Genomic DNA, 25976 nt, shown 5'->3' on the forward strand with positions numbered 1-25976 from the left:
ACAAGTGTTCGAGTTTAAACGCCCGTCGTGAACCATGCATCCGTGCGTGCGTACAGATCGACGAAGCGCGCGTGGCGAGCAGCCAGTTGGCGATCGTCGTGCGGGGCCGCGACCGGCGACGCGCCCGGCGCCAGCGCGCGCAACGCATCTTCACGCCAATGCCCGATCGCGACGCCCGCGAGCAGCGCGGCGCCGCGCGTCGCGGCGTTCGGGCAATCGATCGCGTGCAGCGACGCGCCGAGCGCGTCGGCGAGCAACTGGCGCCAGCGCGGATCGACGGAGCCGCCGCCCGCGAGACGCAGCGTCGTCACCGTGTCGCCGCGATCGGCGTCGCGGATCGCATCGAGCCCCGCGCGCAACGCGAACGCGACGCCTTCGAACGCGGCGCGCATCATCGCGCCGCGCGTGTCGCCGAGCCCGAGGCCGAGCCAGCCGCCGCGCGCATCGGGGTTCATCCACGGCGAACGCTCGCCGGTCAGGTACGGCAGGAAGCACAGCCGTTCGGACGCCGGCTGCGCGAACGCTTCGTCATACGCATCGGCCCATCGCGCGTAGCCGAGCCAGCCGCGCACGGCTTCGAGCGCGAGCCCGACGTTCTGCATCGCCGCCATCGTGTAATAGCCGCCGCCGGTTGCCGCACGATAGCGATGCAAGCCGCGCCGCGCGGGCGGCAACGTATCCGCGAGCACGACGATCTGCCCACCGCTGCCGGTCGTCAGCAGCGCGTCGCCTGCGACGGCCAGCCCGCTGCCGAGCGCCGCGCACGCGGTATCGGCCGCGCCCGTCGCAAGCGGCACGCCGGCCGGCAGGCCGAGCGCGGCCGCGGCCTGCGCACCGAGCACGCCGCAGCGCGCGGTGGACGCACGCACCGGCGCGAAGCGGTCGGTCGGCAAGCCGAGCGAGTCGATCAATGCGTTGTCCCACGCACCGTCGGGCGTCGCGAGCGCGGTTGCGCACGCGTCGCTCGGATCGGCCGCGACGTCGCCGCCCAGTGCGATGCGCAGCCAGTCCTTCGGCTGCACGGCCCAGCGCGCGACGCGCAGCGCGTCGGGTTCGTGCGTGGCCAGCCAGCGCAACAGCGGGCCCGCCATGCCGGGCGCGACGGGATTCGGTGGGACGGACGATCCGGCGGCGGCCCAGCCGGCCGCGTCCGCCTCGCGCACCGCGCGCGTGTCCGGCCACAGCAGCGCGAGCCGCACCGGCTGGCCGGCCGCGTCGATCAGCACGACGCCATGCATCTGGCCCGAAAAACCGATCGCCGCGACCTGCGCGCGCTCGTCGGCCGGCAGTCGCGCGGCCGCGCGGACCAGCGCCTGCCACCACGTGTCGGGGGCGATTTCCGCCCAGCCCGGCCGCGGCGACGACAACGCATAAGGTTCGCTCGCGACCGCGCGCTCGACGCCGTCGGCATCGAGCGTGACGAGTTTGACGGAGCCGGTGCCGAGGTCGATTCCGAGCAGGCGCATGACGTGAAGGAGATTCGTGTGAACGGATGTCGATGATAACGGGATCGCGATGGGCGCCCCGGTTTTTGCCGCCGCCTCGACGCATCGAACGTGCGGTCGGATCGGCGCGTTCCACCGGGCCGCACCTTGCACGCAAAAGCGGCCGTTCGCGGGTTAACCCGGCGCGATTTCCACACACCGCTTTTTGCCACTATGCGGCGCACCCGATACACACCATAAAGCGCGCCATATTTGACATGGGGGCCGGCGCTATTTTGAAGCGCTATAAAACCGGTGAACCTCACTCCCGCGGCAGTTTCCCGATGATCGTCCCCCTGTTCCATACCGAAATGGCATATCGAACCAGCAAAGAACGGAATAGAACCCAGTGCTCTTGTTGCATGGATTCATTCCGAATAACTTCGTATCACCCCGAAAACAAGATCATGGAGTGAGACAGATGCAATCGAACACGGTCCATCCGTGCGATGAGGTGCTGCCGACCGGCAAGCTGGTAACGCTTGGCCTGCAACACGTCCTCGTCATGTACGCCGGCGCCGTCGCCGTGCCGCTTATCGTCGGCGCCGCGCTCAAGCTGCCGAAAGACCAGATCGCGTTCCTGATCAGCGCCGATCTGTTTTCGTGCGGCATCGCCACGCTGATCCAGACGCTCGGCCTGTGGATCTTCGGGATCCGCCTGCCCGTGATCATGGGCTGCACGTTCGCGGCCGTCGGCCCGATGATCGCGATCGGCACGAACCCCGGCCTCGGCATTCTCGACATCTTCGGTTCGACCATCGCGGCCGGCATCATCGGCATCGTGCTCGCACCGATGATCGGCAAGCTGCTGCGGTTCTTCCCGCCCGTGGTCGTCGGCACGGTGATCGCCGTGATCGGGCTGTCGCTGATGGAAGTGGGCATCAACTGGGCAGCCGGCGGCGTCGGCAACCCCGAGTACGGCAGCCCCGTCTATCTCGGCCTGTCGCTGCTCGTGCTCACGCTGATCCTGCTGATCAACAAGTACGGCCGCGGTTTCGTCGCGAACATCTCGGTGCTGCTCGGCATCGTCGCCGGCTTCGTGATCGCCTTCGCGCTCGGCCGCGTGAACACCGACGGCGTCGCGCATGCGCCGTGGGTCGGTTTCGTGATGCCGTTCCACTTCGGTCTGCCGCACTTCGACCCGCTGTCGATCGTGACGATGGTCACGGTGATGTTCGTCACGTTCATCGAATCGACCGGCATGTTCCTCGCGGTGGGCGACATGGTCGATCGCCCGGTCAACCAGGAGCGCCTCGTGCGCGGCCTGCGCGTCGACGGCCTCGGCACGCTGATCGGCGGCATCTTCAACTCGTTCCCGCATACGTCGTTCTCGCAGAACGTCGGCCTGATCGGCGTGACGGGCGTGAAGAGCCGCTTCGTGTGCGCGACGGGCGGCGTGATCCTCGTGCTGCTCGGCCTGTTCCCGAAGATGGCGCAGGTCGTCGCGTCGGTGCCGCCGTTCGTGCTCGGCGGCGCAGGCATCGTGATGTTCGGGATGGTCGCCGCGAACGGCATCAAGGTGCTGTCGAAGGTCGACTTCGTGCAGAACTCGCACAACCTGTTCATCGTTGCCGTGAGCGTCGGCATGGGCCTCGTGCCGGTCGTGTCGCCGCACTTCTTCTCGAAGCTGCCGCCCGCGCTCGCACCGATCCTGCACAGCGGCATCCTGCTGGCATCGGCCACGGCCGTGATCCTGAACATCGTGTTCAACGGTGTGAAAGGCGAAAAGGATGCGCGCTGCGAGATTCGGCGCGCAGGGCACGATTTCGATGGGCGGCCCGCCGACGTGCACCACTGATCGCGCCGCCCCGGACGATGGCGCGAAGCGGTAACGAAAAACGCCACGGCATGCCGTGGCGTTTTGCTTGATTTCCCGCACGATTCGACAACACAAAAGAAAACGCCACGGACTTTCGTCCGTGGCGTTCTCGTTTCCGCATACAGCCGGTTCGACGTGCAAGCGCGGTAAACCGCGCCTGCCCTTCTTTGCACTTACCCGTTCGTCGCCGTTGCCGACGCGGGCGCCGGAACAGCCGCCTTGTCGTAGTCGACCGGCGCATCCGGCGCGCGCGGCGCTTCGCCTGCATGCTGGATCCAGCCGCCGCCGAGTGCGCGGTACAGGTCGACCAGGTTCGTCCAGCGCGCCAGGCGTGCGCTGATCAGCGACTGCTGTGCCGAGTACAGATCCGTCTGCGCGGTCAGCACCGACAGGTAGCTGTCGACACCGTTCTTGTAACGCAGGTCCGACAGGTCGAAGCGACGTTGCTGCGCGTGCTCGTTGCGCTCCAGCGCCGCGATCTGCTGGTCGTACGTGCCGCGTGCGGCGAGGCCATCCGACACTTCGCGGAACGCCGACTGGATCGCCTTCTCGTAGTTCGCGATCTCGATGCGCTTCTGCACGTTCGCGAGATCGAGGTTCGCGATGTTCTGCCCGCCCTCGAAGATCGGCAACGCGATGCTCGGCGCGAACGACCACGCCGCCGTGCCGGCCTTGAACAGGCCGCCCAGCGTCGGGCTCGCGGTGCCGAACGCGCCCGTCAGCGAGATCTTCGGGAAGAACGCCGCGCGCGCCGCGCCGATGTTCGCGTTCGCGGCCAGCAGCGTCTGCTCGGCCTGCATCACGTCAGGACGACGCGTCAGCAAGTCCGACGGCAACCCGGCCGGCACGTCCGTCAGCAGGTTCTGCGCGTCGAGCGGCATGCCCGCCGGCAGGTCGTCCGGCAGCGGCTCGCCGATCAGCAGCACCAGCGCGTTCAACGCCTGCGCGCGGGCACGGGCCTGCGCCTGCTGGTTCGCGAGCGCCGTCTCGACGACCGTCTGCGCCTGACGCAGCTCGAGCTCCGAGCCCGTACCGTTGTCGAACTGCAGCTTGGTCAGGTCGTAAGACGCCTGCGCGGTCTTCAGCGTGTCCTCCGTGACCTTCAGCAGGTCATCGGTCGACAGCAGCGTCAGGTATTGATCCGCCACCTGCGACACCAGCGAGATTTCCGACGCCTGCCGTGCATACGCGGTCGACAGATATTGCGCGAGCGCCTGATCCTTCAGGCTCTGCACGCGGCCGAACAGGTCGAGCTCCCACGATGCCGACAGTCCGACGTTGTAGGTGCGCGAAATCAGCGGCTGGCCCGTCTGCGATACACCGGCCGGGAAACGCTGGATGCTGCCCGTGCCCGTACCATCGAGCGTCGGGAACAGCCCCGCACGCGTGATCTGGTACTGCGCGCGCGCCGCCTCGATGTTCAGCACCGACACGCGCAGGTCGCGGTTGTTCTTCAGCGCGATCTCGATCAGCCGCTGCAGGCGCGGATCGACGAAGAACTCGCGCCAGCCGATGGCAGTCGCCGCCTGGCCGTTCGCGCTGCGCGCGCCGGCCGCACCCGGCTGCGTCGCGTAGACGCCGCCGGCCGGGTACGCCTGCGCGACGGGTGCGTCGGGCCGCTTGTAGTGCGGCGCCATCGTGCAGCCCGTGGCAAAGAGCGCGACTGCGATTGCAGTCAAAGCGTGTTTTTGCATCATCACTGTCCCTTGTTGCCTTCGTCGCCGTTGCCCGGCTTCTCTTCGTGGTGCGAGTGCTCCTGAGCCAGGCGCAGCGCCTCGTCGACGTCTTCCTTCTCGCCGCTGAAGATCGCACGGATCTTCACGAAGAACATCGGGATCATGAAGATCGCGAGGAACGTCGCCGTGATCATCCCGCCGATCACGCCCGTACCGATCGCGTGCTGGCTGGCCGAACCCGCGCCGTTGCTGATCGCGAGCGGCATCACGCCGAGAATGAACGCGAGCGACGTCATCAGGATCGGACGCAGCCGCAGGCGCGCCGCTTCCAGCGCGGCCTCGATCGGCCCCATCTTCTCCGTCTGCTGCAGTTCGCGTGCGAACTCGACGATCAGGATCGCGTTCTTCGCGGACAAGCCCACGGTGGTCAGCAGGCCGACCTGGAAGAACACGTCGTTCTCGAGGCCGCGCATCGTGGCCGCGAGCAGCGCACCGATCACGCCGAGCGGCACGACCATGATCACCGAGAACGGAATCGACCAGCTTTCATACAGTGCCGCGAGACACAGGAACACGACGAGGATCGAGATCGCGTACAGGATCGGCGCCTGCGAACCGGACTGGATTTCCTGGAACGACAGGCCCGTCCACGAGTAGCCGATACCGACCGGCAGCTTCTTCGCGAGCGTTTCCATCGCGGCCATCGCCTGACCGGTCGATTTGCCCGGTGCGGCCTGCCCCTGGATTTCCATCGCCGACACACCGTTGTAGCGCTCGAGCTTCGGCGAACCGTACGTCCAGTGACCGGTCGCGAACGCGCTGAACGGCACCATCCCGCCCGACCCGTTGCGCACGTACCAGATGTTCATGTCTTCCGGCGTCATCCGGAATGGCGCATCGGCCTGCACGTACACCTTCTTGATCCGGCCGTCGGTGTCGAGGAAGTTGTTCACGTACTTCGACGCCCACGCGATCGAGAACGTCTGGTCGATCGCATCCGCCGTCACGCCGAGCGCATTCGCCTTCTCGCGGTCGATGTTGACCTTGTACTGCGGCGTATCGTTCAGGCCGTTCGGACGCACACCCTGCAGCGTCGGGTCCTTCGATGCCATCCCGAGCAGCTGGTTACGTGCGGCCATCAGCGCGTCGTGGCCGAGACCGGCGTTGTCCGTCAGCTCGAAGTCGAAGCCGGCGGCCGTACCGAGCTCGGGAATCGACGGCGGGTTGAACGGGATCACGAGCGCGTCCTTGTAGCTCCCGTAACGCCCGAACATCCGCCCGATCAGCGCCTGCACCTTCTGGTTCGCATGCTGACGCTGCGAGTAGTCCTTCAGGCGGACGAACACGAGACCCGAGTTCTGGCCGCGACCCGCGAAGCTGAAGCCGTTGACCGTGAACGCCGATTCGACGATTTCCTTCTCGTCCTTCAGCAGGTAGTCGGAAATGTTCGCGAGCGTCTTCGCGGTCGTTTCCTGCGTCGAGCCCGACGGCGTCTGCACGATCACGAACATCAGGCCCTGGTCTTCATCGGGCAGGAACGACTTCGGCAGGCGCACGAACAGCAGCCCGACCGCGACGATCACGACCAGATAGATGATGAGCCAGCGGCCCGAGCGCTTGATCACGTGGTGCACGCCGACGTGGTACTTGTCGCGGCTGTTGTTGAACGTGCGGTTGAACCAGCCGAAGAAGCCCTTCTTCTCTTCGTGATGCCCTTGCGGGATCGGCTTGAGGATCGTCGCGCACAGGGCCGGCGTCAGAATCAACGCGACCAGCACCGACAGCACCATCGCCGACACGATCGTCAGCGAGAACTGACGATAGATCGCGCCGACCGAGCCGCCGGAGAACGCCACCGGCACGAACACCGCCGACAGCACGAGCGCCACGCCGACGAGTGCGCCGGTGATCTGGCCCATCGCCTTGCGGGTCGCCTCCTTCGGCGACAGCCCCTCTTCGGCCATCACGCGCTCGACGTTCTCGACCACCACGATCGCATCGTCGACCAGCAGGCCGATCGCGAGCACGAGGCCGAACATCGACAGCGTGTTGATCGAGAAGCCGACCATCGACATGATCGCGAACGTCCCGAGCAGCACGACCGGCACCGCGATCGTCGGGATGATCGTCGCCCGCAGGTTCTGCAGGAACAGATACATCACGAGGAACACGAGCACGATACCTTCAAGCAGCGTCTTGACCACTTCCTCGATCGACAGCTTCACGAACGGCGTCGTGTCGTACGGATACTTCACGACGAGGCCGTGCGGGAAGAACGGTGCGAGCTCGTCGATCTTCGCGCGCACGGCCTTCGCGGTCGCGAGCGCGTTCGCGTTGGTCGCGAGCTGGATACCGAGTGCCGCGGTCGGCTGACCGTTGTACTTCGTGTCGAAGTTGTAGTTTTCGCCGCCGAGGCCGATCTGCGCGACGTCCTTCAGGCGAACCTGCGAGCCGTCCTGGTTGACCTTCAGCAGGATGTTGCCGAACTGCTCCGGCGTCTGCAGCAGCGTCGATTCGGTGATCGTCGCCTGCAGCACGGTGCCCGGCGTGGCCGGCGTGCCGCCGATCTGGCCGCCCGCGATCTGCACGTTCTGCGCGGTGATCGCCGAGCTGACGTCGACCGGCGTGAGGCCGTAGTTGGTCAGGCGGTTCGGGTCGAGCCAGATCCGCATCGCGTACTGCGAGCCGAACAGCGTGACGGTACCGACGCCGTTCAGCCGGCTGATCGGATCCTTCACGTGCGACGCCACGAAGTTCGCGAGGTCGTACTTGTTCATGCTGCCGTCTTCGGAGTTGAAGGCGAGCACCAGCAGGAAGCTGCTGCTCGACTTCGTGACCGACAGACCGAGCTGCTGCACGACCTGCGGCAGAACCGGCGTCGCGAGCGACAGCTTGTTCTGCACCTGGACCTGCGCGATGTCGGCGTTGGTGCCCGGCGCGAAGGTCAGCGTGATCGTTGCGTTGCCCGAGTCGTCACTGGTCGACGACATGTACAGGAAGTTGTCGAGACCGCTCATCTGCTGCTCGATCACCTGCGTCACCGTGTCTTCCACCGTCTTCGCGGAAGCGCCCGGATAGTTCGCGGTGATCTGGATCGATGGCGGCGCGATCGTCGGATACTGCGAGATCGGCAGCGTGAAGATCGCCGCAACCCCGGCCAGCATCAGGATGATGGCGATCACCCACGCGAAGATCGGGCGATCGATAAAAAACTTTGCCATGAAACAGGCTCCCTGTTATTGCGCGCTCGACGCGGCGGCAGCACTCGCCGGCGCGGCGCCCGATGCGGCGGCACCGGAAGCGGCAGCGGCGCCGGACCCGGCAGCGGCCGGCGCGGCGGGGGCAGCGGCACCCGAGGCGGCATCGGCCGCCGGGGCGAGCTGCGCGGGGACCGTCTTCACGGTCGCGCCCGGGCGCACCTTGTCGACGCCTTGCACGATCACGTGATCGCCCGCCTGCAGACCGCCTTCGACGATCCAGTTCTGGCCTTGCATGCCGGTGGTCTTCAGCGGACGCGGCTCGACCTTGTTGCTGGCGTTCACCACCATCGCGATCGCCTGACCCTTCTGGTCATGCGTGACGCCGATCTGCGGCACCAGGAACGCGTTCTCGTTCACGCCTTCCTCGATCCGTGCGCGCACGAACATGCCCGGCAGCAGCACGCGGCCCGGGTTCGGGAACACCGCGCGGATCGTCACCGAGCCGGTGGTCTGGTCGACCGTCACATCCGAGAACTGCAGCTTGCCCGGCTCCGAGTAGGTCTTGCCGTCTTCCAGGATCAGCGACACCTTGGCCGCGCCCGGGCCGCTCGTCTTCAGACGGCCGCTCTGCACGTCCTGACGCAGCTTCAGCCCTTCGAGGCTCGACTGCGTGAGGTCGACGTACACCGGATCGAGCTGCTGCACGGTCGACATCAGCGTCGCCTGGCTCGCCTGCACGTAAGCGCCCGGCGTCACTTGCGAGATGCCGACGCGGCCGCTGATCGGCGACACGACATCCGTATAGCCGAGGTTGATCTGCGCGGTATCGACTGCCGCCTTGCCGGCCGCGACGTCCGCCGCGGCCTGGCCTTGCGTGGCGACCGCGTTGTCGTAGTCCTGCTTGCTGACAGCGTTCGCAGCGACCAGCACCTTGTAGCGTGCGACCAGCGCGTTCTGCGTGACGAGGTTCGCCTGCGCCTTCGCGAGCGTCGCCTTCGCGCTGTTCAGCGCCGCGATGTACGGCGCCGGATCGATCTTGTAGAGGCGCTGACCGGCCTTGACGTCGGTGCCTTCGGTGAATTCGCGGCGCAGCACGATGCCGTCGACCCGCGCGCGCACTTGCGCGACGAGGAATGCACTGGTGCGGCCCGGCAGGTCGGTGAAGACCGGTACGGCTTGCGGCTGGACGGTGACGACGCCGACTTCCGGCGTTTGCGGCGGCGGTGCCGATTCTTTTTTCCCGCACGCGGCCAGGAAAACGGCGGCCGTCGCGACAGTGATTAAGCGGTATGGAACCCGTTCGACGCGCATGGAGCGACCTCTGTGTATAACCAATGGAATAAGTGCGGCGCCCGACCGGAGCGCAACACGGATGCGCCTCGCGGCGCAGATCGAACACCTGAATTACTGGACTGCCAGATACAGCACGTCGGCACGAGACCTCCGTGCCGACGGGGATGCCGCGAACTGCGGACTGGTACTAGGGGCGGGAATCAGCAGAGTGGGATATTAACTGATTGCCACTTGGGTCATTCGATCGTAGGGTGGTATTGTATATACATTCACGAATGTATGTAAAAAGCCCGTTTGTATTCCGCCCGCGGTCCAGTCTTACAGATTGTTACCCGCAGCAAGCATAGCCTGTCTGCATGACGGCGACGAGGGGTTGCGGACCCCATATTCACTCAAGATCGATCCAATCAGGCCTGCACATGGTCAGACGTACCAAGGAGGAGGCGCTCGAGACGCGCAATCGCATTCTCGACGCCGCCGAACACGTGTTCTTCGAGAAAGGCGTGTCGCACACGTCGCTCGCGGACATCGCCCAGCACGCCGGCGTGACGCGCGGCGCGATCTACTGGCATTTCGCGAACAAGAGCGAACTGTTCGATGCGATGTTCGACCGCGTGTTCCTGCCGATCGACGAGTTGAAACGGATGCCGCTCGACGCGCCGGGCGGCAATCCGCTCGAGAAGGTGCGCCAGATCCTGATCTGGTGCCTGCTCGGCGTGCAGCGCGACCCGCAGTTGCGCCGCGTGTTCAGCATCCTGTTCATGAAGTGCGAATACGTCGCGGACATGGAGCCGCTGCTGCAGCGCAACCGCGCGGGGATGAGCGAGGCGCTGCACATGATCGACGCCGATCTCGCGGTGGCCGTGGGGCTCAAGCTGCTGCCCGAGCGGCTCGACACGTGGCGCGCGACGCTGATGCTGCACACGCTCGTCAGCGGCTTCGTGCGCGACATGCTGATGCTGCCCGACGAGATCGACGCCGAGCAGCATGCGGAAAAACTCGTCGACGGCTGCTTCGACATGCTGCGCTACAGTCCGGCGATGCTGAAGGACCGCGACTGACCACGCGGGCGCATGGCGCGCCCCGTCGCCGTCACCGTGCCGCGTCAGGCCGCCTTCGCGCGCTGCGCGCGGGCCCGCCGGTTCGACGCGGCCACCGAATCACGCACCGGCATCGGCGCGCCGGCCAGTCCCGCGATCCACGTGTCGGTCGACATCACCGCCGCGAAATTCGACTGAAACACCACGCCATACGCGCGGTGAATCTCTTCGGCGCTTACCGCTCCCGCTTCGTTCTCGTAAGGCAGCGCGCCTGTCGCGTCGTTCAGGTATTCGACCTTCAGCCCCGCATGCGCCGCGTGATAGACCGTCGACGCATTGCAGTTGTGCGTCATGTAGCCGGCCACCGCGAGCGTGTCGATTCCGTGCGCGTCGAGCCACGCGGCGAGATCGGTGCCGGCGAACGAGCTCGCCTGCGCCTTCTCGATCAGGTGCGCGTACGGCCGGCTGGCCACCACCGCGTGCAGCGCGACGCCGTCGCTACCGGGCGCGAAGATCGGCGCGCCGGCCGGCGCGACGTGCTGAACCACGATCACCGGCACGCCGGTCGCGTGCGCGGCGTCGATCGCGCGGCCGATGTTCGCGAGCGACACGTCGAGCGGCGGATATTCGATCGGCAGGTTGCCCGTCACGTATTCGTTCTGCACGTCGATCACGATCAGTGCACGGCGGGCAACAGGACGGGAAGTGGAATGCGGGACGGCGGTCGACATGGCGGGCTCCTGGTCGGGAGGCGCTGCCCCGCCCCGGAGCGGGGCGGCCAGCAGTGCGATGCGATGCATTGTCGAGCCGGGCGGCTTGTGCCGATAGTGGCCCGATAGCCATTCTTCGATAGAATCGGGCCATCGCCTTGCCGGAGCCCGTCATGCTCGCCACCGCCGCGCCCACCCCATTCGCCCCGTCCGTTCCGACCGTCGTCGCCGTGATCGCGTACGACGGCATCAGCCCGTTCCACCTGTCGGTGCCGTCGGTCGTGTTCGGCAAGGAACGCGACGCGGCCGCGTCGCCCGCGTTCGAGTTCCGCGTCTGCTCGGCCGAGCGCGGCCCGCTCGCGACGACGGGTGGCTTCACGATTACCGCACCGTACGGGCTCGATGCGCTCGACGATGCGGACATCGTCATCGTGCCTTCCTGGCGCGACCCGGACGAAGTGCCGCCCGACGCGCTGCTCGATGCGGTCCGCGCGGTCGCCGCGCGCGGCGCGGAGCTCGTCGGCCTGTGCCTCGGCGCCTACGTGCTCGCCGCGGCCGGCCTGCTCGACGGCCGCCCGGCCACCACGCACTGGGCGTGGGCCGACGATTTCGCCCGGCGCTTTCCGCGCGTGAAACTCGACCCCGACGTGCTGTACGTGAACGACGGCAACCTGATGACGTCGGCCGGCACGGCGGCAGGCCTCGACTGCTGCCTGCACGTCGTGCGGCGGCGCTTCGGCTCGGACGCCGCGAACCGGATCGCGCGCCGCCTCGTGATCCCGCCGCACCGTCAGGGCGGACAGGCCCAGTACGTGCCGCAGCCGGTCGCCGCGCATCCGCGCGACGCGCGGCTCGCGGGGTTGCTCGACTGGGTGCGCGCCCATCTCGACGCCGCGCACAGCGTCGATTCGCTCGCCGAACGCGTGCTCATGAGCCGGCGCACGTTCACGCGCCACTTCCGCCAGGCGACGGGCACGACCGTCACCGCATGGCTGCAGGCCGAGCGGCTCGCGCGCGCGCAGCATCTGCTCGAAACCACCGGACAATCGATCGACGCGATCGCGCAGGCGGCCGGCTACGGCTCGAGCGTGTCGCTGCGCCAGCATTTCGCGGGCGCGCTCGGCACGTCGCCGTCTGCGTATCGAAGGGAATTTCGCGGCGCCGGAATCGGGGCCGACGCGGCGCAGTGACGCCCGCCGTGCGGGCCGCGAACAGGCCGGGAAGCGGAACCGGGCGGCCGAACGCCGATCAGCCGCCGTTGATCCAGCGCGCCGCGTACAGCAGCAGCGCGACGAACACGATCATCGCCGCCCAGGCCCACACGGGCACCGTGCCGGAATCGCGATGCGGGAGCGCGCTCGCGGCACGTCCGCTCAGCGCGCCGCCGAGATGATGCGGCAGCGAACGCTTCGTCGCGGCCACCAGCGATGCCGGCCGCAGAAATACATGCTGGCGGCGCGGCGCGGCGGCGCTCGCGCGATTCGGCGCGAGACCGTGTTTCGCCTGCACGACCGCGCAGAACTCGCGGAAGAACGTGTCGGTCCATTCGCGCAGCGCATTGTCGATCTGCCGCCCCGGCAGTTCGGCGAGCGGCCCGCTTGCCGTCGCCCAGACCACGTACTCGATTCGCGTGGCGCTCGCGTCGCCATCCGGCATCAGCACGAGTTCGACCTGGCCGCGCAGCGCGCCGAGGCCGTCGGCCCGCGCCTTGAAGTTGAGCACGCGGCGCGGCTGACCTTCGGCGTCGCCCTGCTCGGCGGCCGCATGCGCGCGCACGTCGTAGCGGGCGCGCAGCGGGCCGAGCGGCACCGTGATGGTCAGCGCGAACTCGCCGTGCGCGAGTTTCACGAACGATTCGCAATGGTCGAAACTCGCCCGCAGCAGCGCGAGATCCTCCAGCGCATCCCGCACGACAGGCGGCGCGAGCGGTACGCGTAACGTGTCGTTCAGTTCCATGACGCCTCCCCGATGAACACGCGTCGCATCAGGACGTCTCGACGAGACTGTCGACCCGCGCGACATCGAACGCGACGTAGTGCGCAAGCACGGCCGCCGCCTCCTTCGGTTCTTCGTAACTCCATGCGGCGTTCTCGATCACGCCGTCTTCCGTCTGCAAGTCGAAATGCACGGCTTGCCCCCTGAACGGGCAAGCCGTCGTGACGCCCGATTTCACGAGCCGGCGCATGTTGACGTCGCCGCGCGGCAGATAATGGATGTCCGGGAGCCCCGCCTCGCGCACGGTCAGCGCACCATGCGAATCGGCATAGGTGATGCCGCGATGGATCACGCGCACGCGATGACGGTTCGGCACGATTTCGAGTCGAGGATCTGCTGCATCGGACATCGTTTCTCCTTCGGGCGGCCGCCTGGCCGGGGCAGGAAACGAAAAAGCCACGGCACGCATGCCGTGGCTTTCATTATGGGCGAAACTTCGTCCGATTGCGCGACCGGGGGCCCGGCCGCACGCGGCGGGCTACTGCGCACTCCACTGGAACGCGGCTTTCGCGCCGCCCTTCGCGCCGACCGTGACGGCGCGCGATTCGTCGCTGCCCTGGTACGACGCATGCACCGTATAGCGCCCCGGCGGCACCTTCACGAGCATGTACGGCCCGCGCGCATCGGTTTTCAGCACTTCGGCGCCCTTGCCGTCGACGATCCGGACATGCACGTCGGCCAGGAACTCGCCGCCCTTGCCGGTGAAGCGCAGCGCCAGCGGCCACTGCGACTCGCTGCGCTGGAACGCCGTCGATTCGTCCTGCCCGACGCCGCCGGACACGAAGGTGACGTCGCCTTGCTGGCGCGCGGCCGGCAAGCCGTCCGACTGCGCGTACGCGCCGGTCGCACCGGCTGCGAGGCCGGCGGTCAACGCCGCGGCGACGGCAAATCGGGACACGTTGCGTAGATATTGCATGGCTCTCTCCTTGGGGTCGGAACACATACGGGGCGCGGCGTCGCGCGATCGAACGGCGGCGGCGCCCGCCGCGGCCGGCCAGGCCGGCCGTCGGCCGTGGCCGGTCAGCTCAGGTCGACCGGCACGAAGATCTGTGCATTATCGCGCTGGATCAGCAGAGCAAGACTGTTGCCCGCGCCCTTCACCGCGTCGCGCAATTGCTCCGGGCTCGTGACCGGCCGGCCGTTGACCGCGAGAATCACGTCGCCCGGCTGGATGCCCGCGTTGGCGGCCGGCCCGCCGGCCTGCTGCACGATCAGCCCGTGCGACAGGTTGTCCGCGGTGCGCTCCTGAGGCGACAGCGGCCGCACCGCGACACCCAGACGGCCCTGCTCCACCGGCCCGCCGTCGTTCGACGCGAGCTTCGCATCGGCCATCGCGCCGAGCGTCACGCTGATCGACTTCTTCGACTTGTCGCGCCAGATCTGCAGGTCGGCCTTCGAACCCGGCTTCAGGTTCGCGATCTGCGCGGGCAGCGACGTCGAGTCGGCGACCGGCGAACCGTTGACCGACAGAATCACGTCGCCCGGCTGCAGGCCGGCTTTCGCGGCCGGGCCGTTGGGGTCGACCGAGCTGACGAGCGCCCCGTCCGGCTTCTGCAGCCCGAACGAGCTCGCAAGCGTCTGGTTCAGCCCCTGCACGGCCACGCCGAGACGGCCGCGGCTCACGTGGCCCGTCTTCACGAGCTCGTCCTTCACCTTGATCGCCTCGTTGATCGGAATCGCGAACGACAGGCCCTGGAAGCCGCCCGTCTGCGAGTAGATCATCGAGTTGATGCCGATCACCTCGCCCTGCAGGTTGAACAGCGGGCCGCCCGAGTTGCCGGGGTTCACCGGCACGTCGGTCTGGATGAACGGCGTGTAGTTCTCGTCCGGCAGCGCGCGCGACTTCGCGCTGATGATGCCCGACGTGACCGTGTTGTCGAAGCCGTACGGCGAGCCGATCGCGACGACCCACTGGCCGACCTTGCTCTGCGCCGGGTCGCCGATCTTCACGGTCGGCAGGCCGCTCGCGTCGATCTTCAGCACGGCGACGTCGGACTGCTTGTCGGAACCGACGACCTTCGCCTTGTATTCGCGCTTGTCGGTCAACTTGACCGTGACGACGTTCGCGCCGTCGATCACGTGCGCATTGGTGAGGATGTACCCGTCGGCGCTGACGATGAAGCCCGACCCGAGGCTCGCGCTCGGCTGGTCGTCCGGCTGCGCGTCGCCGCCCATGCCCGGCACCTGGCCGTAGAAGTGCTTGAAGAACTGGTAGAACGGATCGCTCGGATCGATCGGCAGTTGCGGCTGCGGCGCGCGCCGCGACACCTGCTTCACGACGTGCTTCGCGCTGATGTTCACGACCGCCGGGCCGTACGTCTCGACGAGCCCGGAGAAATCGGGAATGCCGGTCTTGGCCGCGGCTTCGGCCGGCATCATCGCGGCCTGCGCGGGCGTGATGATCTGCGGATCGGCGCGGCGGGTACCGGCGAAATAGCCTGCCGACAGGGCGGCCGCCACGGCGACCGCGACGGTGCCGCGCGCAAGGAATCGGGTGTTCATCGTAGGACCTCCTCGTTGTTAGGACGCAGCGTAACGACCCTGACTTAAAGGAGGCTTAATCAGCCTTAAGCGGGGCTTAAGCGGCTGCCGGCATCCGGCCGGCAACCGCCCTTCAGGCAGATTCGGAAGGCTGCGGGGCCGGGGCCGGCATCTCGGCATCGCGGAACACGACGCTGACGAGCAGGCCGCCCGCGGCTGCATCGCCGAGCGACACCGTCGCGCCCTGCTGCGCCGCCACGCGCTTGACGATCGCGAGTCCGAGCCCGCTGCCCGACACGTCGGTGCGTGCCCGCGCCGAGCTGTCGCGATAGAAGCGGTCGAACACGCGCTCGCGCTCGTCGGCCGGAATGCCCGGCCCGCTGTCGGCGATCTGCACGCACGCGCGGCCGGCCGCGTCGCGCGTCAGCGACACGTCGATGCGGCCGCCGTCCGGCGTGTACTTCACCGCGTTGTCGAGCAGGTTGCCGAACATCACGCGCAGCGCGCCGACGTCCGCGACGACGCTCGCCGCGCGCGTTTCCTCGAAGCCGAGATCGATGTCGTGCCGCTGCGCGAGCGGCGCATGCGCGGCCACGCATTCGGCGAGCAGCGCCTGCAGGTCGACCGGTTCGCGCATCGTCGCGCCGTCCGGCTCGGCGCGCGCGAGCGCGAGCAGTTGCTCGGTGAGACGCGTCGCGCGCGACACGCCGTCCTGGAGATCCGCGATCGCCTCGCGGCGCGATGCGTCGTCCTTCGCGCGGGCGACGAGCTGCGCCTGGATCTGCACGGCCGCGAGCGGCGTGCGCAACTCGTGCGCTGCATCGGCGACGAACGCCTTCTGCGTGTCGAGCGCCGCCGCCAGCCGCGCGAGCAGCCCGTTCAGCGCCCGCACGAGCGGCTGCACCTCGAGCGGCAGGCGCGCGTCGGGCAGCGAATCGAGCGCTTCCGGCCGGCGCGCCTCGACCGCGCGCGTCACGCGGCCGAGCGGCGCGAGCCCGCGCCCGACGATCCCCCACACGGCCGCGCCGAGGAACGGCAGCAGCACGATCAGCGGCCACAGCGTGCGCAGCGCGACGTTCGCCGCCAGCCGGTTGCGCACCGACAGCGGCTGCGCGAGCTGCACGACGTTGTCGCCGACGATCGCGCCGTACACGCGCCATTCGCCGCGATCGGTACGCTCGGTCGAGAAGCCGAGCTCCGCGCGCGGCGCGATCGGCGCGCGCGGATGCGAGAAGTACATCAGCACGCCGTTGCGGTTCCAGATCTGGATCACGATGCCTTCGTCGCCGTTGGTACGCGAGCCGAACACCTGCGAGAACGGTTCGGACGGCAGCGCCGCGGCGATTTCCTGCAACTGGTAGTCGAACAGCTCGTTCGCTTCCGCGAGCGCCTGCCGGTAGATGAGCCAGCCCGCCATGCCCACGCCCGCGACGACGATCGCGAGCAGCCAGATCAGCAATTGATGACGAATCGACCGCACGCGTCAGCTTTCCTTGACGACCATGTAGCCGAGCCCGCGCACGTTGCGGATCAGGTCCGAGCCGAGCTTCTTGCGCAGCGCGTGGATGTAGACCTCGACCGTGTTGCTGCCGATCTCCTCGCCCCAGCCGTACATCTTCTCCTCGAGCTGGCTCTTCGACAGCACCGCGCCCGGCCGCGCGAGCAGCGCCTCGAGCAGCGCGAACTCGCGTGCGGACAGCGCGACGGGCGCGCCGTCGAGCGTCACCTGGTGCGATGCGGGATCGAGCGTCAGCGCGCCGTGGCGGATCAGCGACTCGCTGCGCCCGGCCTGGCGGCGGATCAGCGCGCGCATCCGAGCGCCCAGCTCGTCGAGATCGAACGGCTTGACGAGGTAGTCGTCGGCGCCCGCGTCGAGCCCCTTCACGCGATCGGCGACCGCGTCGCGCGCGGTGACGATCAGCACCGGCAGCGCGAGCCCGCGCCCGCGCAGCGTGCGCAGCACGTCGATGCCGTCGCGCTTCGGCAGACCGAGGTCGAGCAGCAGCAGATCGTACGTCTCGCCGCCGAGCGCGGTGAGCGCGGCGTCGCCGTCCTGCACCCAGTCGACCGCAAAGCCGTCCGAGCGCAGCGCCTTGCGCACGCCCTCGGCAATCATTCGATCATCTTCGACAAGCAGAATCCGCATCGGGCCACGCATCCATGGGGCGAGTCAAACACGGCGACCATTGTAGCGCCGCGAATCGCGTGCGCGGCGTGCAATGCAACAGTAAGGCGGATTGCAAGGGGCCTGCCCCGACTTGTCTCTACAATGTGCGCTTCGGCGCCCCCGCGCGTCCTGCCCGAGCCCCTGCTTTTCCCGTATTCGCCCATGCCGATTTCCGATCTTTCCGCCCGGTTCGCCCCCCGCACCCGCGCCTGCCTGCGGGCGGCCGCCGTCGTCGCCACCTGCACGGCCCTCGCGTTCGCACCGTCCGCGCAGGCCCGCAAGAAATCCCACAAGGAAGCGCGCAAGACCGCCGTCGTGTCGCCGGCCGCGCGCGCGGCCGGGCTGCCGGCCTCCGTGCTCGTCGCGCTGCAGCGCGCGAAGGTGCCGGCATCGGCGATGAGCGTCGTGGTCGAGCGCGTCGGCGATCCGCAACCGCTGATCGCATGGAATGCGAGCCGGCCGATGCTGCCGGCCTCGACGATGAAACTCGTGACGACCTTCTCGGGCCTGTCGATCCTCGGCCCCGACTACCGCTGGCGCACCACCGCGTACACGGACGGCACGATCGACCCCGACGGCACGCTGCAGGGCAACCTGTACATCAAGGGCACCGGCGATCCGAAGCTCGTGCCCGAGGAGCTGATCGACCTCGTCGACAAGCTGCGCAAGGCCGGCGTCAAGCGCGTGGCCGGCGGCCTCGTGCTCGACAAGAGCTACTTCGCGGCGTCGACGCGCGACCTGCCGTCGTTCGACGACGATGCCAGCGCGCCGTACAACGTCGGCCCCGATCCGCTGCTGTACGCGTTCAAGGCCGTGTCGTTCACGGTCACGCCGGGCGAGGACGGCAAGGTCGCCGTCGACATGCTGCCGCCGCTCGCGGATCTGTCGATCGACAACCAGCTCGTCGAAGGCTCGGGCTCGTGCAGCGCGGCCGCCGCGGCCGCGCGCCCGACGCTGACGGCCGGCGGCGGGATCATGACCGCGTCGTTCGCCGGCGACTACCCGCTGCGCTGCGGCGCGCACACGACCAACCTCGCGATCCTCGATCACACGACCTTCTTCGCGCGCGGCTTCCTCGCGCTGTGGCAGCAGGACGGCGGCACGATCGCGGGGCCGGTGAGCGAAGGCAAGGTGCCGACCACCGCGCGGCCGCTCGCCGTGCATCACAGCCCGGTGCTCGGCAGCATCGTCTACGACATCAACAAGTTCAGCAACAACGTGATGGCGCGCAACCTGTTCCTGACGATCGGCGCGGTGAGCGGCAAGCCGCCCGCGACACCCGAGCAGTCGAGCCGCGCGATTCAGGCGTTCCTGCAGAAGAACGGCATCGCGATGCCCGACCTCGTGCTCGAGAACGGCTCGGGGCTGTCGCGCGAGGAGCACGTGAGCGCGCTGTCGCTCGCCGCGCTGCTGCAGGCCGCGAACGCGAGCCCGGTCGCGCAGGCGTTCGTCGATTCGCTGCCGATCGCCGGCATCGACGGCACGATGAAGAACCGCCTCACCAACGCGGGCGTGCTCGGCAACGCGCACATCAAGACCGGCACGCTGCGCGACGTGCGCGCGATCGCCGGCTACGTCGCCGGCGCCGACGGCCAGAGCTACATCGTCGTCAGCTTCATCAACAACGATCACGCGGAAGGCGCGCGCGCCGCGCACGACACGCTGCTCGAGTGGGTCTACGCGGGCGCGCACTGACGGTCCGCGCACCGCGCATCGGGCCGTCCCGGCAAGGCGGCCCGTGCGACTTCCCGCACCGCGCGGCTCGCGAAATCCCGCGCCGCGCGGTTTGAAACGCCTCCGTCACTTTCGCGCGCCGCGCCGCGCGCGCACCCTTCCCGCAAAACAGGGCCGCACCGCCCGGCCCCGTGCAGTACGGATTCCGTAGAAACCCTGTCCTCAGAGGGAACCCTCTACGCTGCCCCCTCGCCTAGCGCGTAGCGATTGCGTAGGCTGTTGGCCTGACGATATCTACAACGGGCCACACGCCCGGCCTGATGGCTTGCAGGGGAACGAAGGAGACACACGCCCATGCGATTCGACGTCGAATTGCTTCTGCTCGCGCTGGCGCCCGTCTTCCTGCTCTGCATCGCGTGGGAGGCCTGGCACCTCGCCCGCACCCGTGCGCAGGACCGCATCTATGCGTGGCGCGACACGCTGTGCAACGCGGCGCTCGCGCTGATGCACCAGGGCGCCGACAAGCTCGCGTGGCTGTTCGTGATTCCCGTCTATGCGTACTGCTACCGGCACTATCGCGTCTACACGTGGCACGACGGCTGGCTGTCGTTCGCGGTGCTGTTCGTCGCGCAGGACTTCCTCTACTACGTATTCCATCGCGCGAGCCATCGCGTGCGCTGGCTGTGGGCCGCGCACGTCGTGCACCACTCGTCCGAGCGGATGAATTTCTCGACCGCCTTCCGCCAGAGCCTGATGTACCCGGTCGCGGGCATGTGGCTGTTCTGGCTGCCGCTCGCGTTCGCCGGCTTTCCGCCGCAACAGGTCGTCGGCATCGTGCTGATCAACCTCGCGTTCCAGTTCTTCGTGCACACGCAGGCGATCGGCAAGCTCGGCTGGCTCGAATACGTGCTCAACACGCCGTCGATCCACCGTGCGCACCATGCGCGCAACGCGCGCTACATCGACCGCAATTACGCAGGCGTCCTGGTGATCTGGGATCGCCTGTTCGGCAGCTATGTCGAGGAGGCGCCCGACGATCCGCCGCAGTACGGCATCGTCGAGCGGCTCGGCTCGAACAACCCGTTCGTCGCGACGTTCCACGAGTGGGTGTCGATGGCGTCCGACGCGTTGCGCGTCGACGGATGGCGCAACAAGCTGCGCGCGATTTTCGGCCCGCCCGAATGGGCGAGCGCTTATCATGCGCAGATTGCCGAGGCCGCGAACCAGGATCCGCGCACCGAGCCGCTCGCGGCTGCGCGCGATCGATAAACCGTTTCAGCCAACGGCCGCCGCGCAGCCCGGAACCGAGCAGGCACGCGGCAGATGAGAAACACATCAGGCCATATCTACGAGGAGATCGAACGATGCAGACACAACAACACGCACCTTTCCGCAGCCGGCTGCGCATGCTGCGCACCGCGCAGGTCGCGATCGCCGGCGCCGCGCTCGCGCTGCTCGCCGCATGCGGCGGCGGTGACGACAACAACGGCAGCAGCGCGTCGAACACGCCGCCGTCGGGCGTGAAGATGCAGGTCGTGTCGTTCGGCGACAGCCTGTCCGACGTCGGCACCTACTCGCAGATCAAGCTCGGCTTCGGCGGCGGCCGCTTCACGACCAACCCGGGCCAGGTCTGGACGCAGGACGTCGCGCAGTACTACGGCGACACGCTGCAGCCCGCGAACCAGGGCGGCTTCGGCATTCCGCTGCAGGCCACCGGCGGCCTCGGCTACGCGCAGGGCGGCTCGCGCGTGACGCTGCAGCCGGGCATCGGCCATGCGGACGCCAGCGTGCCGAACCCCGACTACGCACAGGCGACCACCACGCCGATCGCGGACCAGGTCAAGCAGTACCTGACGCAGCACGGCAGCTTCAACGCCGGCCAGATCGTGCTGATCAACGGCGGCGCGAACGACATCTTCTACCAGGCCCAGGTCGCGCAGGCGCAAGGCAACACGCCGGCCGCGCAACTCGCGGCCGCACAGGCGATCGGCCTGGCCGCGCAGCAGCTCGGCGGGATCGTCCAGCAGATCGTCGCCGCGGGCGCGACGCACGTGTTCGTCTCGAACGTGCCGGACATCGGCGGCACGCCGCTCGCGCTGCAGGGCGGCACGCAGGCCGCGTTCACGCAACTGTCGGGGCTGTTCAACAAGACGCTGGTCGGCACGCTCGCCGCACTGAAGGTCGACCCGACGAAGTATGTGGTGGTCGATGCGTTCACGTGGCAGGACGGCATCGCGGCCAACTACCAGGCGAACGGCTTCAGCGTGTCGAACACCGACACCGCGTGCAACCTGAAGGCGATGGTCCAGGCCGCCACGCAGTACGGCGTCGCGAACGCGACCGCGTTCGGCTCGTCGCTGTTCTGCTCGCCGCAGACCTACACGGTCGCGAACGCGGACCAGACCTACATGTTCGCCGACACGGTCCACCCGTCGACGCACCTGCATGCGCTGTTCGCGCAGTACGTCCAGCAGCAGATCGCGAAGTCCGGCGTCGGCAAGTAAGCCGCCGGCCACGCGCCCAAACGAAAACGCCCGACCGGTTCACCGGTCGGGCGTTTTTCGTTGGTGCGGATGGATGCGGACGGATGCGTCAGTCGCGCGCTTCGAACGCGGCCGCCGCGCGGCCGAGGCGATCGTTGACCGCGATCCATTCCACGGTCTCGGGCAGCTTCTCGACGAGGATGCGCGCGACCTGCGCGCGGTCGAGCGCCCGCAGCATCCCGTACAGGTCGCGTGCATAGGCCTGCGGATCTTCCGGCGCCGCGATGAAATGCACGCCGTCGGCCTGCGCCCAGTGCCCGGCCCGCGACGCGCGGGCGACGAGCGCGACGCGTTCGCCGTCGGTTTGCGCGGCCGCGAGCAACGGCTCGAGCGCGTCGAACGGCAGCAGCGCGAGCGGCGTACGCGGCGCGTAATGCGCTTTCAGCGTGCCCGATGCGCGCGGCGCGGTCGCATCGCTGCCATCCGGCAGCTTCGGCGCGCGGCCGAGCACGTCGGCGATCTGTTGCGGCGTCACGTGGCCCGGGCGCAGCAGCGCCGGGAAGCCGCGCGACAGGTCGAGAATCGTCGATTCGATGCCGACTTCGGATGCGCCGCCGTCGAGCACGTGCACGGTATCGCCGAATTCGTCGCGCACGTGTTGCGCGGTCGTCGGGCTCACGTGACCGAACCGGTTCGCGGACGGCGCGGCCACGCCGCCGTGGCCGCCGCGCCGCGCGCTGAACGCGGCCAGCAGCGCCTGCGCGACCGGATGCGACGGACAGCGCAGCCCGACCGAATCCTGCCCGCCGCTCACGGCATCCGGAATGCGCGCGTGGCGCTTCAGGATCAGCGTGAGCGGCCCCGGCCAGAATGCATCGATCAGCGCGTGCGCGTCGGCCGGCAAGTCGTCGGCCCAGTAACCCGGATCGCCACCGGGCGGCAGATGCACGATCACCGGATGATTCGCGGGCCGCCCCTTCGCCGCGTAGATGCGCGCGACGGCCTCGGGGTTCGCCGCGTCGCCGCCGAGCCCGTAGACGGTTTCGGTCGGAAACGCGACGAGCTGGCCCGCGTCGAGCAGCGCGGCGGCCGCGTCGATCTGCGCGGACGTCACGTGCTTCGGGAGATCGATGGACATCGGCCGGCGCCTCAGTCGAGCGGCACGCGCAGCAGCTGCGCGCATGCGGTAGCCGCCGCGACGGCTTCGTCGCGCGTCTCGGCCGTGAAGTTCACGTGGCCCATCTTGCGGCCGACGCGCGCCTCTTCCTTGCCGTACAGGTGCAGGTGCGCGGCCGGCATCGCGGCGACCGTGTCCCACGGCGGCGTGACGGCGTCAGTCGCCGCACCGCTGGGGAACCACACGTCGCCGAGGATGTTCAGCATCGCGGCCGGCGAATGCTGGCGCGGATTGCCGAGCGGCATGCGCGTCATCGCGCGCACCTGCTGCTCGAACTGGCTCGTTGCGCACGCATCGACCGTGTAGTGGCCGGAGTTGTGCGGACGCGGCGCCATTTCGTTCGCGACGAACGAGCCGTCCTCCAGCACGAAGAACTCGACACACAGCACGCCGACGTAGCCGAGCGTATCGGCGATCCGGATCGCCGCCTGCTGCGCTTCCTCGACGCGGGCCGCATCGGCGGCCGGCGCCGGCACGACCGTCAGCGCCAGGATGCCGTTGTGGTGCACGTTCTGCGCGAGCGGGAACGCGGCCGAGCGGCCGTCCGCGCCGCGCGCGATCAGCGCCGACACTTCGTATTTCAGCGGCAGGCGCTTCTCCAGCACGCACGGCACGCCGCCGAGCGCGGCATGCGCGTCGCGCGCTTCCTGCGCGGTGGCGACGCGCACCTGGCCCTTGCCGTCGTAACCGAGGCGGGCGGTCTTCAGGATGCCCGGCAGTACCGCGTCAAGCGCCGCATCGTCGAGCGCGGCGAGCGCCGCCGCCGATTCGATCACGACGTGCGGCGCGACCGGCACGCCCGACGCCTCGATGAAACGCTTCTCCGCGATCCGGTCCTGCGCGACCGCGACGCAGCGGCCAGCCGGGGCGACGAACGTCGTGCGCGCGAGGAAATCGAGGCTCGCGGCCGGCACGTTCTCGAACTCCGTCGATACGGCCTCGCACAGGTCGGCCAGTTCGGCAAGCGCGGCTTCGTCGTCGTACGCCGCGCGCAGGTGCCGATCGGCGACCGCGCCGGCGGGGCTCGCCGGATCGGGATCGAGCACGGCGACGCGATAGCCCATCGACTGGGCGGCAAAGCAGAACATGCGGCCGAGCTGGCCGCCGCCGACCATGCCCAGCCACGCGCCGGGCAGGATCGGGGAAACGGAATCAGGAGTTGCGGTCATGTCAGTGGTCGGTTGCGGCGGAACGCGGAACGGCCCGCCGCAGTGGGAAAATCCGGCGCCGGCCGCGTCGTGCGGCCGCGCGCCATGCCGTCATTCCAGCGGCGGCAGCACCATCGCGTGCGCGGCTTCGTTCTGGCGCACGCGGAACGCGGCGAGCCGGTTCGCGTAGTCGACCGAGTTGCCGGACAGGATCGACACCGCGAACAACGCGGCATTCGCGGCGCCGGCCTCGCCGATTGCGAACGTCGCGACCGGCACGCCCTTCGGCATCTGCACGATCGAGTGCAGCGAATCGACTCCCTTCAGGTACTTGCTCGCGACCGGCACGCCGAGCACGGGCACCGTGGTCTTCGCGGCCAGCATGCCGGGCAGGTGCGCGGCGCCGCCGGCGCCCGCGATGATCGCGCGCAGCCCGCGCTCGCGCGCCTTCTCCGCATAGTCGAACATCTCGTCGGGCATCCGGTGCGCGGACACGACCTTCGCTTCGTACGGCACGCCGAATTCCTGCAGGATGGCGACCGCGTGCTTCATCACGTCCCAGTCGGAACTCGAACCCATCAGCACGCCGATGAGCGGCGCGCTGTGCGTGTGGGCAGTCTGGATTTCGCTCATGTCGTCGGTACCTCGATCAGGCGAGCGACTGGCCGGTGATGCGCTCGAGCGCTTCCTGGTACTTCGCGGCCGTCTTCTCGACGACGTCGGCCGGCAGCGCCGGCGCCGGCGCCGTCTTGCCCCACGGCTGCGCCTCGAGCCAGTCGCGCACGAACTGCTTGTCGAACGACGGCGGATTGGTGCCGACTTCGTACTGGTCGGCCGGCCAGAAGCGCGACGAATCGGCGGTCAGCACTTCGTCCATCAGGTACAGCTTGCCGTGGTTGTCGAGGCCGAATTCGAACTTCGTGTCGGCGATGATGATGCCGCGCGTCGCCGCGTAGTCGGCCGCTTCCTTGTACAGCTTGATCGAGATGTCGCGGATCGTCGCGGCCAGCTCGGTGCCGATGCGGCGCTCGGTTTCCTCGAACGTGATGTTCTCGTCGTGCTCGCCCATCTCGGCCTTCGCGGCCGGCGTGAAGATCGGCTCGGGCAGCTTCTGCGCGTTCTGCAGGCCCGCCGGCAGCTGCACGCCGCACACGGCGCCCGACGCCTGGTATTCCTTCCAGCCGCTGCCGGCCAGGTAGCCGCGCACGACCGCTTCGATCATGATCGGCTCGAGGCGCTTGACGACCACGCCGCGGCCCTTCACCTGCTCGACCTCGTCGGCCGCGACGACCGCTTCCGGCGCGTCGCCCGTCAGATGGTTCGGCACGATGTGCGCGAGTTTGTCGAACCAGAAGTTCGCCATCTGGTTCAGCACGCGGCCCTTGTTCGGAATCGGCTCGCCCATCACCACGTCGAAGGCCGACAGGCGATCGGTCGTGACGATCAGGAGCTTGTCGTTGCCGACCGCGTAGTTATCGCGAACCTTGCCGCGACCGAGGAGCGGCAGCGAGCGGAGCGTGGATTCGTAAAGGGTAGACATCGTCTTTTCGCAGATAAGGAGCCAAACAAAAAGGGAAACGCCGTTCCCCGCGGCAGGCGGGAACGGCGGTCTTGCAATACGTCGGCGAA

The 25976-nt window shown here is 68.4% G+C and carries 21 protein-coding genes; 6 read left to right on the top strand and 15 right to left on the bottom strand.

Features of this window, described 5'->3' with window-relative positions:
• Positions 1 to 14 precede the first annotated feature (14 nt).
• Complete coding sequence (locus SY91_RS16200) at positions 15 to 1466, bottom strand: xylulokinase (RefSeq protein WP_185920990.1); 1452 nt, start codon at positions 1464 to 1466, stop codon at positions 15 to 17.
• A gap of 439 nt (positions 1467 to 1905) precedes the next feature.
• Here SY91_RS16200 and SY91_RS16205 point away from each other — a divergent pair, with 439 nt between their 5' ends.
• Positions 1906 to 3282: a nucleobase:cation symporter-2 family protein gene (locus SY91_RS16205; RefSeq protein ID WP_034174426.1), complete on the top strand. Its 1377-nt coding sequence runs from the start codon at positions 1906 to 1908 to the stop codon at positions 3280 to 3282.
• A gap of 194 nt (positions 3283 to 3476) precedes the next feature.
• Here SY91_RS16205 and SY91_RS16210 read toward each other — a convergent pair whose 3' ends face one another.
• The 3 genes from SY91_RS16210 to SY91_RS16220 are packed head-to-tail and all read right to left on the bottom strand — an operon-like array spanning position 3477 to position 9490.
• Entirely contained in the window at positions 3477 to 5000 is a 1524-nt protein-coding gene (locus SY91_RS16210) for an efflux transporter outer membrane subunit (RefSeq protein WP_185920991.1), read from the bottom strand.
• The gene (gene bpeB, locus SY91_RS16215; protein ID WP_006482626.1) at positions 5000 to 8200 is read right to left on the bottom strand and encodes an efflux RND transporter permease BpeB; all 3201 of its coding nucleotides are present in this window, start codon (positions 8198 to 8200) and stop codon (positions 5000 to 5002) included. Before bpeB ends, SY91_RS16210 begins: the two co-directional genes overlap by 1 nt.
• 15 nt (positions 8201 to 8215) lie before the next feature.
• Positions 8216 to 9490 carry an efflux RND transporter periplasmic adaptor subunit gene (locus SY91_RS16220; protein ID WP_012329143.1) on the bottom strand — a complete coding sequence of 425 codons (1275 nt, stop codon included), beginning with the start codon at positions 9488 to 9490 and terminating at the stop codon, positions 8216 to 8218.
• 401 nt (positions 9491 to 9891) lie between these two features.
• Between SY91_RS16220 and SY91_RS16225 the strand changes: the two genes are divergently transcribed.
• Positions 9892 to 10533, top strand: a complete 642-nt coding sequence (locus SY91_RS16225; protein WP_006486802.1) for a TetR family transcriptional regulator — start codon at positions 9892 to 9894, stop codon at positions 10531 to 10533.
• A gap of 44 nt (positions 10534 to 10577) precedes the next feature.
• Here SY91_RS16225 and SY91_RS16230 read toward each other — a convergent pair whose 3' ends face one another.
• A complete protein-coding gene (locus tag SY91_RS16230; protein WP_006477957.1) occupies positions 10578 to 11243 on the bottom strand; it encodes a cysteine hydrolase family protein in 666 nt (221 codons plus the stop codon).
• Positions 11244 to 11395: 152 nt separating this feature from the next.
• Here SY91_RS16230 and SY91_RS16235 point away from each other — a divergent pair, with 152 nt between their 5' ends.
• Complete coding sequence (locus SY91_RS16235; protein ID WP_023476229.1) at positions 11396 to 12412, top strand: helix-turn-helix domain-containing protein; 1017 nt, start codon at positions 11396 to 11398, stop codon at positions 12410 to 12412.
• 58 nt (positions 12413 to 12470) lie between these two features.
• On the opposite strand, the gene SY91_RS16240 is transcribed toward SY91_RS16235, so the two are convergent.
• The 6 genes from SY91_RS16240 to SY91_RS16265 form a co-directional block, all read right to left on the bottom strand.
• Positions 12471 to 13178: a CoxG family protein gene (locus SY91_RS16240; RefSeq protein ID WP_011546097.1), complete on the bottom strand. Its 708-nt coding sequence runs from the start codon at positions 13176 to 13178 to the stop codon at positions 12471 to 12473.
• Between the two features lie 28 nt (positions 13179 to 13206).
• On the bottom strand, positions 13207 to 13566 hold the full coding sequence (locus SY91_RS16245; RefSeq protein WP_006477955.1) for a DUF427 domain-containing protein: 360 nt from the start codon (positions 13564 to 13566) through the stop codon (positions 13207 to 13209).
• A 129-nt stretch (positions 13567 to 13695) separates the two neighbouring features.
• Entirely contained in the window at positions 13696 to 14133 is a 438-nt protein-coding gene (locus tag SY91_RS16250; RefSeq protein WP_011546098.1) for a carboxypeptidase-like regulatory domain-containing protein, read from the bottom strand.
• Positions 14134 to 14237: 104 nt separating this feature from the next.
• On the bottom strand, positions 14238 to 15719 hold the full coding sequence (locus SY91_RS16255; RefSeq protein ID WP_006477953.1) for a DegQ family serine endoprotease: 1482 nt from the start codon (positions 15717 to 15719) through the stop codon (positions 14238 to 14240).
• A gap of 112 nt (positions 15720 to 15831) precedes the next feature.
• A complete protein-coding gene (locus SY91_RS16260) occupies positions 15832 to 17178 on the bottom strand; it encodes an ATP-binding protein (RefSeq protein ID WP_011546100.1) in 1347 nt (448 codons plus the stop codon).
• Positions 17179 to 17181: 3 nt separating this feature from the next.
• Positions 17182 to 17844, bottom strand: a complete 663-nt coding sequence (locus tag SY91_RS16265; RefSeq protein WP_006481728.1) for a response regulator — start codon at positions 17842 to 17844, stop codon at positions 17182 to 17184.
• A 183-nt stretch (positions 17845 to 18027) separates the two neighbouring features.
• Between SY91_RS16265 and dacB the strand changes: the two genes are divergently transcribed.
• The 3 genes from dacB (at position 18028) to SY91_RS16280 (ending at position 22043) form a co-directional block, all read left to right on the top strand.
• Complete coding sequence (gene dacB, locus SY91_RS16270) at positions 18028 to 19560, top strand: D-alanyl-D-alanine carboxypeptidase/D-alanyl-D-alanine-endopeptidase (RefSeq protein ID WP_023476231.1); 1533 nt, start codon at positions 18028 to 18030, stop codon at positions 19558 to 19560.
• 333 nt (positions 19561 to 19893) lie between these two features.
• On the top strand, positions 19894 to 20808 hold the full coding sequence (locus tag SY91_RS16275; RefSeq protein ID WP_023476233.1) for a sterol desaturase family protein: 915 nt from the start codon (positions 19894 to 19896) through the stop codon (positions 20806 to 20808).
• A gap of 95 nt (positions 20809 to 20903) precedes the next feature.
• Positions 20904 to 22043 carry an SGNH/GDSL hydrolase family protein gene (locus SY91_RS16280; protein ID WP_006477949.1) on the top strand — a complete coding sequence of 380 codons (1140 nt, stop codon included), beginning with the start codon at positions 20904 to 20906 and terminating at the stop codon, positions 22041 to 22043.
• Between the two features lie 88 nt (positions 22044 to 22131).
• Here SY91_RS16280 and SY91_RS16285 read toward each other — a convergent pair whose 3' ends face one another.
• The 4 genes from SY91_RS16285 to SY91_RS16300 form a co-directional block, all read right to left on the bottom strand.
• The gene (locus SY91_RS16285; RefSeq protein ID WP_006477948.1) at positions 22132 to 23160 is read right to left on the bottom strand and encodes an L-threonylcarbamoyladenylate synthase; all 1029 of its coding nucleotides are present in this window, start codon (positions 23158 to 23160) and stop codon (positions 22132 to 22134) included.
• Between the two features lie 11 nt (positions 23161 to 23171).
• Positions 23172 to 24368 carry a 5-(carboxyamino)imidazole ribonucleotide synthase gene (locus tag SY91_RS16290; RefSeq protein WP_006477947.1) on the bottom strand — a complete coding sequence of 399 codons (1197 nt, stop codon included), beginning with the start codon at positions 24366 to 24368 and terminating at the stop codon, positions 23172 to 23174.
• A 90-nt stretch (positions 24369 to 24458) separates the two neighbouring features.
• Positions 24459 to 24980 (bottom strand): 5-(carboxyamino)imidazole ribonucleotide mutase, encoded by a 522-nt coding sequence (gene purE / locus SY91_RS16295; RefSeq protein ID WP_006477946.1) that lies wholly within the window; start codon positions 24978 to 24980, stop codon positions 24459 to 24461.
• A 16-nt stretch (positions 24981 to 24996) separates the two neighbouring features.
• Positions 24997 to 25887 carry a phosphoribosylaminoimidazolesuccinocarboxamide synthase gene (locus SY91_RS16300; protein WP_006477945.1) on the bottom strand — a complete coding sequence of 297 codons (891 nt, stop codon included), beginning with the start codon at positions 25885 to 25887 and terminating at the stop codon, positions 24997 to 24999.
• Positions 25888 to 25976 lie beyond the last annotated feature (89 nt).

Source organism: Burkholderia cenocepacia, from assembly GCF_014211915.1.
GTDB lineage: Bacteria > Pseudomonadota > Gammaproteobacteria > Burkholderiales > Burkholderiaceae > Burkholderia > Burkholderia orbicola.